Origin of the sequence: Paenibacillus sp. lzh-N1 (assembly GCF_002872435.1) — a bacterium.
GTDB lineage: Bacteria > Bacillota > Bacilli > Paenibacillales > Paenibacillaceae > Paenibacillus > Paenibacillus polymyxa_C.
Genome location: NZ_CP025696.1, coordinates 5,028,861 through 5,044,330, shown reverse-complemented (window position 1 = coordinate 5,044,330; position 15,470 = coordinate 5,028,861). Strand labels below are relative to the sequence as shown.

At 46.5% G+C, this 15,470-nt stretch carries 9 protein-coding genes; 7 read left to right on the top strand and 2 right to left on the bottom strand.

Going from position 1 to position 15,470, the window contains the following annotated elements:
* Positions 1-38 precede the first annotated feature (38 nt).
* The 3 genes from C0638_RS22165 (at position 39) to C0638_RS22155 (ending at position 5,045) form a co-directional block, all read left to right on the top strand.
* Positions 39-962 carry a PLP-dependent cysteine synthase family protein gene (locus tag C0638_RS22165; protein WP_013370925.1) on the top strand — a complete coding sequence of 308 codons (924 nt, stop codon included), beginning with the start codon at positions 39-41 and terminating at the stop codon, positions 960-962.
* A 1-nt stretch (position 963) separates the two neighbouring features.
* Positions 964-2,094 carry a bifunctional cystathionine gamma-lyase/homocysteine desulfhydrase gene (locus tag C0638_RS22160; protein ID WP_058710452.1) on the top strand — a complete coding sequence of 377 codons (1,131 nt, stop codon included), beginning with the start codon at positions 964-966 and terminating at the stop codon, positions 2,092-2,094.
* A gap of 194 nt (positions 2,095-2,288) precedes the next feature.
* Positions 2,289-5,045: a PHB depolymerase family esterase gene (locus C0638_RS22155; RefSeq protein WP_058710451.1), complete on the top strand. Its 2,757-nt coding sequence runs from the start codon at positions 2,289-2,291 to the stop codon at positions 5,043-5,045.
* Positions 5,046-5,183: 138 nt separating this feature from the next.
* On the opposite strand, the gene C0638_RS22150 is transcribed toward C0638_RS22155, so the two are convergent.
* Both C0638_RS22150 and C0638_RS25455 read right to left on the bottom strand, forming a co-directional pair.
* Positions 5,184-6,101: a hypothetical protein gene (locus C0638_RS22150; RefSeq protein ID WP_058710450.1), complete on the bottom strand. Its 918-nt coding sequence runs from the start codon at positions 6,099-6,101 to the stop codon at positions 5,184-5,186.
* Positions 6,094-6,246, bottom strand: a complete 153-nt coding sequence (locus C0638_RS25455) for a hypothetical protein (protein ID WP_165079916.1) — start codon at positions 6,244-6,246, stop codon at positions 6,094-6,096. The genes C0638_RS22150 and C0638_RS25455 overlap by 8 nt, the downstream gene beginning before the upstream one ends.
* Before the next feature lie 300 nt (positions 6,247-6,546).
* Here C0638_RS25455 and C0638_RS22145 point away from each other — a divergent pair, with 300 nt between their 5' ends.
* The 4 genes from C0638_RS22145 to C0638_RS22130 are packed head-to-tail and all read left to right on the top strand — an operon-like array spanning position 6,547 to position 15,468.
* Positions 6,547-8,349, top strand: coding sequence for a vWA domain-containing protein (locus tag C0638_RS22145; RefSeq protein ID WP_058710449.1), 1,803 nt, complete (start codon positions 6,547-6,549; stop codon positions 8,347-8,349).
* A gap of 24 nt (positions 8,350-8,373) precedes the next feature.
* Positions 8,374-11,763, top strand: coding sequence for a tubulin-like doman-containing protein (locus tag C0638_RS22140; protein WP_058710448.1), 3,390 nt, complete (start codon positions 8,374-8,376; stop codon positions 11,761-11,763).
* 3 nt (positions 11,764-11,766) lie between these two features.
* Positions 11,767-14,133, top strand: coding sequence for a transcription initiation factor TFIID (locus tag C0638_RS22135; protein WP_058710447.1), 2,367 nt, complete (start codon positions 11,767-11,769; stop codon positions 14,131-14,133).
* Between the two features lie 45 nt (positions 14,134-14,178).
* Positions 14,179-15,468 (top strand): vWA domain-containing protein, encoded by a 1,290-nt coding sequence (locus C0638_RS22130; protein WP_058710446.1) that lies wholly within the window; start codon positions 14,179-14,181, stop codon positions 15,466-15,468.
* Positions 15,469-15,470: the final 2 nt, after the last annotated feature.

The following is a 15,470-nucleotide window of genomic DNA, read 5'->3' as shown; positions in this document are numbered from 1 at the left end:
GTTTATTTTGGATTCGCCATTAAAAGGAGCTTGAAATTATGAATGTATATCGCAATACCCTTGAACTCATCGGGCGCACGCCATTAGTGGAGCTGAACAGCTATTCTCTACCCAGAGGAATTCGCCTGTTCGCCAAGCTGGAGTTTATGAACCCCGGCGGCAGCGTAAAAGACCGGGTGGGAAAGGCTCTAATTGAAAAAGCGTTAAAGACAGGCCAGTTGAAGCCGGGCGGGACTTTAATAGAAGCAACAGCAGGCAATGCAGGTATTGGTCTTGCGATGGCCGCGCTTCATTATGATATCTCGGTTATTTTTGCTGTGCCTGAGAAGTTCAGCCAAGAGAAGCAGGACTTGATGAAAGCATTGGGAGCACGTATCGTTCATACCCCGACAAGTGAGGGAATGAAGGGAGCCATTGAAAAAACAAAGCAATTGGCAGCTGAAATCAAAGATGCGTACTTGCCGCAGCAATTTAGCAATCCTGATAATCCAGAGGCTTATTATACGACAATGGGACCTGAAATTTGGAACGATCTGGACGGTAAAGTCGACGTATTCGTGGCAGGAGCAGGCTCAGGGGGCACATTTATGGGAACCTCGCGTTATCTTAAGGAGCAAAATGCAGCCATTAAAACTGTCATTGTGGAGCCTGAAGGGTCCATTTTGAATGGAGGCGAGTCAGGCCCTCATAAAACAGAAGGAATCGGCATGGAATTGATCCCTGAGTTTGTGGACAAAGGCTATTTTAATGCCATTCATACCATTAGCGATGTGGACGCATTCAACCGCGTCAAGGAGTTGGCGGAACGTGAGGGAATTCTCGTGGGCAGTTCCTCCGGTTCTGCCCTCCATGCTGCTTTACTGGAAGCAGAGAGCGCACCGGATGGTGCACATATTGTCACCATTTTCCCAGATAGCAGTGAACGTTATTTGAGCAAAAAAATATATGAAGGCGGGATATAAAATGAAACGCAAAACAAAACTGATTCACGGTGGACTCCCTACCGATCCTCATACTGGCGCGGTTAACGTTCCTATTTATCAGGTAAGCACTTATGAGCAAGAGGAAATCGGCGTTCATAAGGGATACGAGTATTCACGTACAGGCAACCCGACCCGGTTTGCACTGGAAGAGCTGATCAAGGAACTGGAGGAAGGCAAACGTGGTTTTGCTTTCGGTTCCGGTATGGCAGCGATTCATGCAGTGTTTTCCTTGTTTAAAGCAGGGGATCATATTTTGCTGACCGATGATGTATACGGGGGCACTTATCGTATTGTAAGCAAAGTGCTTAGTCGGATCGGGATTGAGTCCACATTTGTGGATACAACTGATCTTGAGGCTATTTCTAAAGCAATCCGTCCGAATACGAAGGCATTGTATGTCGAAACACCAACAAACCCGCTATTGAAAGTTACTGATATCCGCGCAGTTTCAGAACTGGTGAAAAAGCATGAGCTTTTGTTGATTGTGGACAATACATTTGCTACCCCTTACTGGCAGACGCCAATTACACTCGGGGCTGATATCGTCGTACACTCCGCAACCAAATATTTGGGTGGACACAGCGATGTTGTAGCCGGTCTGGCTGTAGTCAACAGTGAAGAGCTGGGCGAGCAGCTTCATTTTCTGCAAAACGCCATTGGCGGTATTCTCGGTCCGCAGGATTCATGGTTATTGATTCGTGGTATCAAAACCTTGGGTCTGCGTATGGAAGCAATTGAGAAAAATGCAAAGGAAATTGCAAGCTTTTTGGAAATGCATCCGAAGGTTAGTAAGGTATACTACCCTGGGCTGGAAAGCCATGCACAGCATGAGCTGTCCAAAACTCAAGCTGAAGGCTTTGGCGGCATCATTTCCTTTGATGTAGGTAGCGATGCTAACGCGGTTGCCCTCCTGAAAAAAGTAAAGTATTTTACATTGGCTGAGAGCTTGGGAGCGGTTGAAAGTCTGATTAGCGTTCCAGCACGTATGACGCACGCCTCCATTCCGGCAGAACGCCGTGCAGAGCTAGGTATTACGGAAGGCTTGGTACGGATTTCGGTTGGGATTGAAGATCTGGAGGATTTGATCGAAGACTTGCAGTCAGCATTGTAAGAAAATAAGCACAATGATCAAGAGAGGTGGCAGAAGCTGCCTCTTTTTTTGTTGTGAGAATAGCTTCTTTTTTGAAAAGCACGGAGGAGTACGCAGAGGTGGTAACGAATAGTTTTATATAGTTCAATTGAATGTTAAACGGAATATAACGCGGCTACGTCTCTGAGGACACAAAAACCTGGAGGGGGAATGTTATGAGGTTCACACATCTGGAAAAAGCAACTACTGTGCTGTCGGATCATCCGGTACGACTGGCGTCTGCTTATGCAGTCGGCCCAGTCGAGCTTCCGGAAAATTGTGGTGTGGGCAGGGAATGGTCGAGTCATTTTACGCAAGAGGAATGGAATTTGGAAAAGGCTTGTGGTGAAGATGGAATCGAGCTTTCAGCAGGAGGAAAGGCAGTGTGCCGATTACTGACCGAGCTTGACCCTCGGACCTCTGAACTGAATCTAGGTGTTTTTCCGCCTTTGGCTGAACACGAAAGACTTTTGCTGGTTTCAAATCTACGTTGTATGACTGCACAGGAAGTGATTTTTAGATCGTTTGAAGGAACCGGACAAATTTGGATAGATGGCACATTGGTATATGCCGAATCCGGTCCCTTTCGCTTGTATTTGGAGGAAGGTGATCACACGGTCGTTATCATTGCTGCATTTATTCCTGATGAGGCCCGCTCTATTCGTATCAGTGGAAATCAGGTATGCGATGAACCAGATGTGATAGAACTGCATCGTGAATTCGTAGAGCGTAATATACGTAATCATATGGCATGGTTAGAGGTTGAGCAAAGTGCTGGCAGGGAAGGAGAAGACAGCCCGATTTTATTTTATTTGCTGCGTAAGGATCGGATACTTCTTCCCTCAGATCAAACGTTATGGGTCGAGGTAACGAATGATGAGGGCATGAAGCTGGATCAGTTTCCAGCCCATTGGGAGCAGGAGCAAAGCTACGCCTGGGATGAGGAGAAGATCGGGAATACGGGAATGCTGCACTTCACCGTTACCTATCGGGATTATGAGGCTGTAGAACATCATTTTGTGTATTCGGTACTTGTGCGGCCTTTGTCAGTCGTCGTGGAGGGCTTGCAGGAAGAGTATGACCAGTACATGCAAGCCAACGCTAAAGATGTTCTTCATTCTGCGCAGAAAATACAAATAAAGGGCCTGCTTGAGGAATTAAACAGGTTAACGGATTCGCCGGAAGATCCTTTTGAAATCTGGGATTCCCGGGTGGTGCGTGAATATATTAAGCTATTAAAACAAATTTTTATATCTGGACATACCGAACAGTCACAGCACCCATCGTTACTTCAGAAAGAACATATTTTTTTGACGGCCGACGGCATTGGTGAAAGTTTTTTTGTCTCCCGTTTGGACAATAGTTTGCAACGGTATACCATCCAGCTTCCCAGCAACTACACGGCTGAGCGACGGTATCCACTGATCGTTCTAATGCCTGGCAAGCGATATGAGCTGGGACTGCCGGATTTTCAGAATAGAGGTTTTGGGCGGGGTTGGGAAGACGAGGCTATATTTGTTACTTTTTCGTGTCGTGGCGTTACGCTGGGCAGTTATATTGGAGAAGCCGCTTTTTTGGAGGGGCTAGATGTCATACTGCAAGCGTACCGAGTGGACGAAGAACGTATCTATCTGACGGGTTACTCAAATGGTGCATATGCTGCATGGGCGATGGCACAGGCTTATCCTTCTCGGTTTGCAGCTATTGCGGTAATCTCAGGGACGCCACACCCCAAGCATCTGAAAAATTTGACCAATATTCCAATATTGGATGTGTGTGGTGACCAGGATTACTTATTTGCCCAAGCATACACAGCTCCGGTAACCGAGCTTTCATCGAACCATTTTAAAGGTGTGATAGAGCGGCAGTCTAATCATTGGGATACGCATGAGTTAAGACTTTTGGACGGCATACTGGGTTGGCTTATGCAATGGAAAAGAGTTGCTGTACCTCAGCGTATTGCCTACCGGACGGAACGGGGGAGACATAATCGAGCTTACTGGTTGGAAGTGACACGCATGGATGAAAACGAGGAATATGCGGAGTTGTATGGCGAAATGAGTTCCACGGGTGAATTGGATATTGAGGCTGTTCACGTCGAAGAATTTGTGATTCATCTCTCACAAGAGGACATGTCCCTGGAACTGGCCCAAGTTCGTATCGGAGCTCGCATTTTCATGTTGGATTTACGAGAATACAGCCGCTTTCGCTTTGTTAAAACACACTCGCACAAACGCCCCTCAGCCGAATACCGTTTGATTGCTGAACGGGAGGGAGAGAGCAGTGAGGATTCTACGCGAAAAGCGGATGCAGCTAAGAGTATTGCAGGTTTGCAAAGCGTGGGAAGAAATGGTGTGAGTCACGGTATGGGTGTACTTGATGTTTATATGAATCGACTTCACATTATTCTTCCTTCCAGTTATGCTACACCAGAGGAAGAGCAGGCGGTGAAACGAACGGCGAACGCCTTGGCTAGTCCGCGGACAGCGACCTGGAACCCGTACATTGGTGTTCATTATCCCGTGGTTTCTTCTAAAGATATTTCAGAGAAAGAACTGGCTGATAGCAACGTGATTTGTATCACTTCGGCCTTGTCCAGACATGAGCTGCTTCAAAAGTATCAAGCTCATCTTCAAATTGAATGTACCGAGGATGGGTATACATGGGGTGACGATTTTACGGCAGGCGAATACTGTTTGTCATATATTCAACCTAGCCCATGGTCTGCAACCCAGCAGATGCTTGTTGTAGCGACCAATTCACCCCGTCTGCTGGGTAAAAACCTTTTTATGCGCAGACTGATTATGCCCGGATATTTTAATGGTCTACACCCGTATTTAAATAAAGAGATTATTGTGTATGATAGCAAGGGAGTACGAGCATTTAACTTTACTTCCATTAAGCATGCGCAGCATAAACTGCAAGGTCAATAAAGATGCATGAGCGTCATTATAATCCATATTTAAAAAACCGTCTGGAGGCACATTGGCGATCCTGACGGTTTTTTTGCTGATCCATTGCAGTGATTCCTTGACTGGGATACGTCATATATAAAAGGGCATTATGGCAACTCAGCTTTTATACTGCTCCATCAGGTACATGATCTTCACTTCATCGGCCAAATCTCCAAAGGGTTCTAACGGATTCTCCTGAATGATATGATATAAACGTTGGATTCGTTCCTTTGGCAGCTTCCGAACATATCTGGAAATGAAAGCGGCATGGGTGACTATGTAGCGTTTTTTACGGACAGCGGCACTGGCTACGCGAACGAGAATATCTTCGCCTCCTGCCATCTCTAAAATACGGCGCTCATAAAAAGCCACATACCGGAATGTCCGATCCTTAATCAGCTCACGATTGAGTCTGGCAACCTCTCCAATGTATCTGACCATAAGGGGTTCAAAGCTTTTGATCAGGAGAGGATCGAGCGTTAATTCCATATCTTTGCGAAGAACAAATGATTGCAGCAGAGCGACCTGCTGGAGCCTTATCCGATCATTGTGAATGAGTATGGCAATTTCGCGTAGCATTTCATAGCAGACACGCTCACTAAGTTGCCGCAGGGCAACTGCATTTTTGTGATTCACGTTCAATCCTTCATGGATCTGTCCTATACGGCCTCTGAAAAGGCGTATAAGCTGCCTACGCTGTTCATAAGGAACAATGCGCTGCTGTAGAAGGATCAAGGGCAACAGGAGAAGCGCACCGACGATACCACACAGTAGCATTTGCTGTGACGAGTGACCGAAAAAGATAGAAGCAGCCAGTAGCGCGATGCCGACGGCAAGGTCTTTATGAAAATAACGTTTGGCTCTGAGTTGGGCATATTGCTCTACAGGAACCAGCGTATCTCGACCACACGATGTACATTTCTCTTCCCAAAGGGCGGTGAATTGTCCGCAGCGCTTGCAGACTCTCAGCTTTTGGAAGGCATGCTCTGTGCGGGTAAAGGGGCGAAATTGCACAGCCTGTTTGGAGCTATTCATTGCGCTCACTTCTCCGGTTCAGCAGTGCGAGAAGCTCGGTGTCGATTTGTGTAATCGACGGGGCGCGTCTTTTATGTATATAGTAGATTAGTGATTTAATGGCGACAAAAAGAAACATAATCGCCAGACATCCGTATGAGATCATAGTGTACTTCCTCTTTCTGCTTAGATTTTTATTTTACTGTTTTACATGAACGGGTTTCGCTAGGGTTATTTTTGTCGTATTAAGGAGAAGGCTGGTGCCCGATTGCCCTCGTTGGGGTATAATTATATCATTACTGCAGGATATTGGTAAAATATCGCGGTATAATAGGCTTTTTGGTCGTATTCAGGCCGCTCGGACAGGATTTTCAGCTGGCGCTCATGTAAAACTCATTATAATTTAATAGTAGTGGAGTACAACTGTAATTTAGAATGAGAATTAATCGGCAAAGGGGTACAAGCGATGTTTAGTAGAGACAGAAAATGGTTTTTGGTCATCGGAATCATATGTACAATGATCATGACCTTGATTTCGGCCTGGCAGCCACAGACGGCGAATGCCGCTTCACCCTCAGCTTCTAAAGTGGATGCGGTGCTGGTAGTCGATGTAAGTAATTCAATGAACACCAGTGATCCTGGGAAAATTGGCAATGAAGCCATGAAAATGTTTATTGATATGTTGTCAACACAAAATGACAAGGTTGGGATTGTAGCCTATACGGATGTCGTACAGCGCGAGAAAGCCTTGCTTAATATTTCATCCGAAGCAGATAAGCAGGAGCTGAAGACATTTATTGACGGGCTGAACCGGGGAGCGTATACTGACACCTCCGTAGGTGTCAAGGAAGCGATCCGTATTTTGCAGGATGGCAAAACAGCCGGGCATGCGCCTATGATCGTTATGTTAGCTGATGGTAACAACGATTTTAATAAGACGACAGGCCGAACTGAAAGCCAATCCGCTCAGGATATGGCACAGGCTGTAGCCGAGGCTAAAAAAAGCGGTGTGCCGATCTATACCATCGGTTTGAATGCAGATGGAAAGCTGAATAAAAATAAACTCGCCGACATCGCGCAGCAAACGGGTGGCAAGTCCTTTATTACAAGCTCGGCAGACGATCTGCCGAACATTTTGAGTGAAATTTTCGCCAGCAATTTGAAATTGAAAGTGGTGCCCTTGCAGTCCATTACGGCAAACGGCGACTATCAGGACGTTACAGTAACCATACCAAACGATAGCGTGCTGGAAGCCAACATTTCGATCATGTCCTCGAAACCGGTGGACGCGAGATTAATAGACCCATCGGGCAATACGAAGTCGATTCCTTCGAGCGATGTACTGCTGTCCAAGTCCAAAAGCTACTCGCTGATTAAATTGCTCAAGCCTGTGGCTGGCGACTGGAAGCTTCAAGTCAAGGGAGTGCAGCAGGATAAGATTGATATTAATCTGGTATTTAACTATGATTTGGAATTGAAGCTGGACGCACCGCCTGCCAAATCATACAAAAAAGGTGACTCGGTTCAAATTCGTTCCTATCTGACGAGCAATAACCAGCCGTATCAGGATCAGGAATTGTATGCGAATATGAATGCGGTCCTGAAGGTCAAGGACCTTGATACCGGCGCAACGAATGAAGTGCCCCTAACAAACGCAGGCGATGCTTTTACCGGCTCCTATACGATTCCGGATGAGCATGACTATGAGCTAACCGTCAGAGCAGAGGAGAAGAGCTTTTACCGTGAGACGCAGCCTGTAACCATCAGTGCCAAAGCTGGGGCAGCGAGCGGTACGAATACTGGCACAACTCAGCCTACGGCAACTGCTGAAAAGTCTAAGCTATTGCCACTCATTCTTTTAGGGGTGGGACTGCTCGTTCTGCTAGTGGCGGCATATTTCATCTGGAAGGCTGTCAAAAAAGCCAATCGTGGCTTTGTCGGTCAGATCGTACTGGAAATCCGGGACGAAAATACCGGCGAAAAGACATACCCGCAGTATAAGAAGCTGAACACCTTCCGTGGCAAATTCAATTTACACCAGTTGCTGCAACTGGCTCCGGAATTTGCCGGAACCGATAAGGTCGTGTTCACGCCAGCGAACCAGGATCGCATTGTGGTGCGTAGTACCCCAGAGATTACGATTGAAAAATCCGGGCGTGCTGTAGACGCAGGCAATGGTCTTGAACTGAAAAACGGTGATCGTCTGACGATTCCGCTGGCTAGTGTGGACAAAACCATTTTACTGGAGTTTATTTCAGTAAACAGCTAAACGAACCCTTAGGAGGTCATATCTATGAAACCAGTAGTTAGAGAGCATATCCAACAATTAGACGTATCACTCGGCGGAGGGATCGTAAGCGATAAGATCAGAGTAGATACCATCGATAATCCTATTTTAATTATCGGACTTGGGGGAACGGGGATTGACGCCCTTCTCCGCTTGAAATATCAAATAAACCGCAGATTCAAGCTGCCTGCGGACCCGATTTCCAAGAAAAAGAGCGAGAAGCCGGATAATGTGGAATTTCTAGCTTTTGAAACGAATGAACAAGACCGCAACAAAAAATACAAAGGGATTGGTTTGGACCCCATCAATGAGTTTGTACTGCTGTCCAATGCGGAAATCGGCGGGTTGCTGCAAAACCGCAGTATTTTGGAGCCGTACATCACTGACTGGCTGTCTCCCGAGCTGAGCATTACCGATGGTATGAACGGGGCGGCAGGGGTACGTCAGGCTGGACGATTACTATTGTTCACCAAAATCAATCAGGTCGTACAAAGTATTGACAAAAAAATCAAAACCCTGTCTGAAGGTACTAACAAGAAGCTTATGGTGTTTTTGCTATCCGGTTTGTCCGGCGGTACAGGAAGCGGTACTTTCCTCGATATCTCATATATCGTTCGAGGCATTATTGAGCGGGACTATGGCTCCGCAGGTGTAGACCGTGTAAACACGCTGGGTTATCTGTTCACACCGGATATTAATCTGGCCAACAAAAGCCTGAGCGAGCATACGCGTGAATATATTAAAAAGAATGGCTATGCTGCACTGAAAGAGCTGGACTACTGGATGAATGTGGACAGTCGTGGTGAACGCTTTAAGCAACAGTACGGTAACATTTTGACTGTAAACTCGCCGTTGCCGCCGTTCAATCTGTGTCACCTTATTTCGGCTACGAATACGGAAGGCAAACTACTGGAAAATGCTTATGATTACTGCATGAATGTCACCGCTGAGAATATCACCAACTTTATGGCGAGTGAGGAAAAACAGTCGGGTGAAGAGTTCGCCATTCATGACTATATCAGCAACATTCGTACCAACATCGCGCAAATGAATAAGGCGTATCCAGCAAACTACGATTACAATATTATCGGAGCTTCCTCGGCAGTGCTGCCTATGGAGGAAATGACGACATATCTGGCTTACCGGATGTTTGGTAAAATGTCCAAAATGTTTGAGCAAGCGCCAAATCAGGAGGATGTAGAGAAGTTTGCCCGTAAGCTGGGCGTGGATCTGGATAGCATGATCAAAAACTTTGAGTCCCGTGTACCTGAGCCGCTTCCAGGCTTTGAAAACAGTGAACGGCTAAGTTATAACAATGTTGTTAAGATGCAAGTAGTTAATATGGACACTGAGCTGGAGCAAACGTTCCTGACGCGTGCTCGCGAAGAATATATTAAAGCGAAGAAACAGCTTCCAGGCGAAATTGTAGGACAGTTTACGGACCAAATCCGCCGGATGTTCCTACATCCCGAGCAAGGGCCGTTTTATGTATCCCGCATGATATATACTGAAAAAGGGTTTAGCTTGCTGAAAATGCTGCTTTCCTATGTTGAAACGTTGCGTGAATCACTGCACCGTATTCCTACGGACATTGAATGGGCGCGAGAGCAGGCGAACGAGAAGCTGGGCGATGCCAAGAGTGCGTTTGTATCCAAGGATAAGAAGAAAAATGCATATATTGAAGCAAAAATCAACGAATATTGGCTGCGGGCTGATGTGGAACGTACAGAGCAGCTCATTGAATTCTATGAAGACCTGTATGACCTGCTAAACAAAGAAAATAACCGCATTTATAATGTATTTACTGAAATTTTGAACGCACTGAGTGCCATTTTCGAAAAGAATGGTGATCTGCTGATTAATGGCGAGGAACAATCCGATCACAAAGGTAACAAGACGTATTATTGGAATCTGGTAAGTGTACCGGATATTTCGGAAGTTGTGACCAAGCTGCTGGATAACCGCAATGGTGACGACTTGATTCGTGATTTTGCCCAAGAATTGCTGGAAAATTCAGATCAATGGGTGAAAGATCAGGATATGGACATCATCAGCTCAATCTCCAATTTCTTGACTGACAAATTTGGTGATCTCATTACCCGTTCTATGGAAGATTTCCTGGTCATGAAGTACGGGCAGGATGAAGCGATTGAAAAATTTGTGGAGCGTTACATTGCAAGCAAGCTGGATGAGGAGGCTGTACCTGTCTTCCATTTGAGCAACAGTTCTGGCAATTTGTATTTCCCATCCTGGGGATTCGTTTCGGTACCTGTACAGTCGCCTAATATCCTGAAAGGCGTTCGCAATTATCAAAATAATGCAATTGGCAAATCGCACTTCACTATTAAAGAAAGTGAAGTCCGTAACCGGATTTTCTGGCTCAATACGCGTAATGGTGTTCCTCTGTTTGTATATACGCCGCTCAAAGTGTATGAAGAGAGCTATGAGAAAACCATTCTTGACCGTGAAGGTATTGGCCGACATCTGGTGCAGACAGGTCAGAACAACTGGACGAATCTGCCGTCGCCGATTCCTGAAAAATCATGGGGAGAAACTTACATCAATTCGCGTGTGCAAGCTCACAATGCCCGCATTCGTAATGATTTCGACCGGGCCAAGGCACTCGGAGTGATTCGTGAGAAAGATGTCGATCAAAATACAAGCAGCCGTTTTACTGTAATTCGCTCACAAGCGCTAGATATGAATGCGCTACTGGCAGGCTACGATATGCGCTTACAGGAATCCAAGCCGAATTTGGGCGAGGTGAAAAGAGCATGGTCTGAGCTGAAGCATCTACTGGCTGAAGGGCTGGAGCAGACCGGAAGCAAGGACATCTTTGGCAGTATCAATGAAGAGATGGCCAAGGAAAACCTGATCCGTTCACCGGAGTTAACACAGGTGGTTCGTGATGAGCTGGCGAAATATATTCAAATCGAAGCAAAAGCCGCTGAATTGGAAGCTTTACTGGGCAAATATCAGGATGAAGAAAAATGGTTGGATCAGTTCATTCAGGCCCTCTATACAGACACAATTACGAAAAAAGGCGCTTTGTACGTCTATGATCGTGATGAAGAGGAAGAGGCGTGGGAGCCGTTTGCCAACGTCATGAAGAGCCGCAATTATGTGGAGTTTGAAGTGTTTACAAACTTCCGTGGATTGGATGAAAAGAAATTTGCAGCACTAATGCGTAAGGCGGATCGCCGTGATGCTGTATTGACTTCATCTGAGGATATTACACCACTGCTGGCGAAGTTGGATGAGCTGGCTGCCACTTACACAGAGGCACGCAATCAATTGGAATATGAAAAGGTAGAGCTGGCTAATGGAGCGGAACTTTATGCATTTTATGCTCAAATGGCCGGAAAATTAAACGACATCCGCAGAAAGTTGAAGTAAAGTATGAGAGAGCAGCTGTTACGTTATGCGGCTGACTATGCAGCCGCAGAGGACCAATTAATCGGAAGCGGGGATGGACGCAGCAGCATCCATTTCCCGTCCGTGTTTCTTTTTATCGGCGATCACATGAGCCCGGTGATGAACACAATTGCAGACATCAACCGGACCAAGTGGGATAACAGCACAGGAGTAACCTATATTCAGATTTGCTCGCAGGAAGAGCACGCGGCTGTAGACCGTTCGGTAGAGGCCATCGTTCATACGGTAGCTGTACCGGAAGAAAGTAGTCACCAAACGTTACGCCGTGACTTGCACCAGGCTTTTTATACACATGAATCAAAGCTAATTGAACTTAACACCGCGTTACGCCGGGCTAGTGGACATCTGGCTGATTATGGTCGGTTGTATTCCTCGTTTGAGCGTGTACATTTGTCGATCCTGACAACAGCGGATGATCCCATGAACGTATTAATTCCTGAAATTACGCTGTTGGCAGAGTATATTTTTGCCCAATCTTTTAAATCGGTACAAATGGATCTGTATGTGTTGATGAGCGAAAGCGACCAGGCTGCCCAATTTGGCTACAGAAGTGCAACATCCGTTGCTTTTATGCGGGAGTTGGATTACATCCAGAGCCCAGCATATACGTTTACAGCACCGCTTCATATGACCGAGGACAAATTGACCATCCCGGTATCTCATGCTCCATCTCCGTTGTTCGATCTTGTCTATGTGCTGTCCGACAAGAATGAGCGCGGCGTAACGGTGCCGAATAGTCTGCGCGAGAGTTGTGATATTATTTGTCACATTCAACTTCTTAAAAACCGTTACCAGGCAGGAGATTCCTATCGGTCACAGGATGGAGGCTACAATAATACATCGTTTAAGAATAACATCATGACGGAATCCGGGCGGCAGGGTTATGTGTCGGCTGGATTTTCCCGGGTTAACCGCCCTAATCAGTCGATTGCGCTTACGGTGTTGTATCACTTTTATGTGAAGCTGCTAGAGCGTATGAGAACAGAGCAGGATTGGGACATACGCGATAAGCTAAATTATTTTGGCTTAGATGCTGCTGAGCGCGGTCGTACACGAAATGATCTAGTACCTGGCAATGAAGCGATCATGGACATGAGCGCACTAATGACGAGCGGAGCCAGCTACGGCTCGCTGAAACGAATGTCATTACGTGAGGCAGAGGAAACCTTGTTTGGTCAGGGGTGTGAAGCCTTTTTCCGCGATAACTGTGAACGGATCGTACAGAAGCGCTTGGGAGATTTTCAGGCGGATATGCGTTTGCAGATGGCTGTGAATGCAGCTGCTAAGGAACATCCTCATATCGGCTTTTTCGAGCTGACAGATTGGACGGATGAAAATCAAACAGGGAATGTGCTTACGGCTGTTCGGGGAATGATTCGTGATACGTCCAATGATTTGCAGATCAGTGCGGCCGAACTGGATGCGCTGTATAGCGGACGAGTGGAAGATCAGCCTTTTCAGCGACTGCCGCTTATGGATAAACATAATGTGCGTAGCTTGATCCGTTACCTCACTGAAACAGTCTACGGGCATAAAATGCACATGCTGCGGATTCAAGTGGATTTGGAGCTACTTCGCCGCTATGAAATGGCACTGGAAAAATGGCATGCACAGGCGAAGCATATTACAATACAGCTAGCCAACCTGGAGCGTGAATTACATCAAGCTGCGACGGACAGTATTCGGCAGGCTGACAGTTACACAGGTCAAAACCTGTTCGAGTATTACGAGCGTGTGACGGAGGATGTCATGCGTGAGTTGGAAAGCAAGCGGGGGAAATCTGTATTCTTTGACGCCCGGCATATGGGACCTGTATCTGGGTTGCTGGATGAAGGTCTGTCTGCACTGGTGAATAGACTTACGCAGACCTGCCGTACCTTGATGCTCAGCTCACAGCCATTTAATCAGACATTCGAAGAAGAATTATTACGACGTGCCAATGTAGCTGCTGCATATGAAAATCGGCTGGTCGTTCCGAAGGATGAGCTGTTTAAAAAACTGTATCAAACGTTAGAAGAGCATGGCGGAATCAATGTACGTTTGCTCGACTATACCCATGAGCATCGGTATGAAGAAAAGTATTTTTTTGGTGACTACGAAGGCGAATTTCTTCCTTATGCGATGGACGTCGACATTACTTCGCGAATTTACAAGCTGGGTTTTGTTCATGAGCGTCGCAGTAGCGGGGTGGAAAAACTGCATTTGATGGGCGGCTTCCATCTGGAGGATCTGATGGTTTACCGCAACGGCAAAACGTATTATGAGACATATACTGCGAATGGTTTCGTGTTTCATGGAATCGACGTGGACCGGTTGCCGGAATTGCGGTAGCCATATATTATCCTACTTTAATGATGGAAGGAAGCAACGAATCTTATGAAGCAACGTAAATTTAACGTTCTCCTATTGGTGTTTGGCTTGCTGGGCGCTGTAGTAGGCTTCATCTTAGGAGAGCTTATTCTTCACAAATTGATAGGCCACTGGCCGCATATCATCGTGGTCGGGCTGTATTTTGGCATCATGGCGCTGTGCATTGGTCTAGGTTGCCTTATCGGCGAACTAATTTCGCCACAGTTAAATGGACATTCATGGCGACAACGATACTCAGGATTGTCCTGGAAATTACTAGTTCCTGCTACACTGGTCATGTTGTTCGTGGCAGGTCTGTTATTGGAACTGGGGTATCAGATTAACCCTGAAGGGCGCAAGAGTGTACAGGACCTCGTGCTTGTGATTGATAATTCCGGGAGTATGCAGCAAACAGATCCCGATAATGAACGCCTAACAGCTGCCAAGAGTCTAATTGGACAAATGGATGGAGACAAGCGCGTAGCCATTGTTTCTTTTGAATCCACTGCGCAGTTGGTACAGCCGTTTACTCCTATTGGCACAGACGCAGAGAAGCAAGCGGTATATTCCAAAATCGATAGTATGCAGACTATAATGTCAGGCGGTACAGAGATCGGGCTTGCTTTGGACGAGACGATCAAGGAGATTGAAACCCAAGGTAATGCGGAAAAAGGTTCTCTCGTTATTATGCTCTCTGACGGCTTTAGCGAACTGGATACGCAAACCGCATTGGCTCCTTACATTGCCCGTCAGATTCCGATTAATACGATCGGCCTGAAACTGGCAGAATCAGAAGGTATAGCTTTGTTGCAAAATATTGCCAGCCTAACGGGTGGAACTTATTCTAATGTAGCTAATGCCCAAGGACTTACGCAGGCGTTCGGTAAAATATATAACAAAATTGGTGATCGCACGCTGGTAACGGAGCGGACAGGTGAGTATGCCGACAGTCTGTATTTTGCTATTTATCGCGTAACGGCTCTGGTTATCATCGGAGTTCTATTAGGGTTGGCTCTTGGATTGATGTTTGATAACCGTTTTCTCGCGCGGAATTTCGCAATTGGTGGAGTTCCAGCCGGCTTGCTCGCTGGCTTGATTTTGGAAAGAGGGTTATCTGGGTCGCCTATAGGTGACTTGATGATTCGTTTGCTAGCAGCGCTCGTACTGGCGGCCCTTATTGCTGTCTTTTCACTTGTTCTGCCGATTGCGGAAAATACTCGCCGATCTTCTGGTGGTGGGAGCCAAGGTGGGCCATCAGGCCAACGGAGAGGGGCACCGGAAGGCCCGACGCGCAATCGACGCAGCAGTGGATTTTAGAA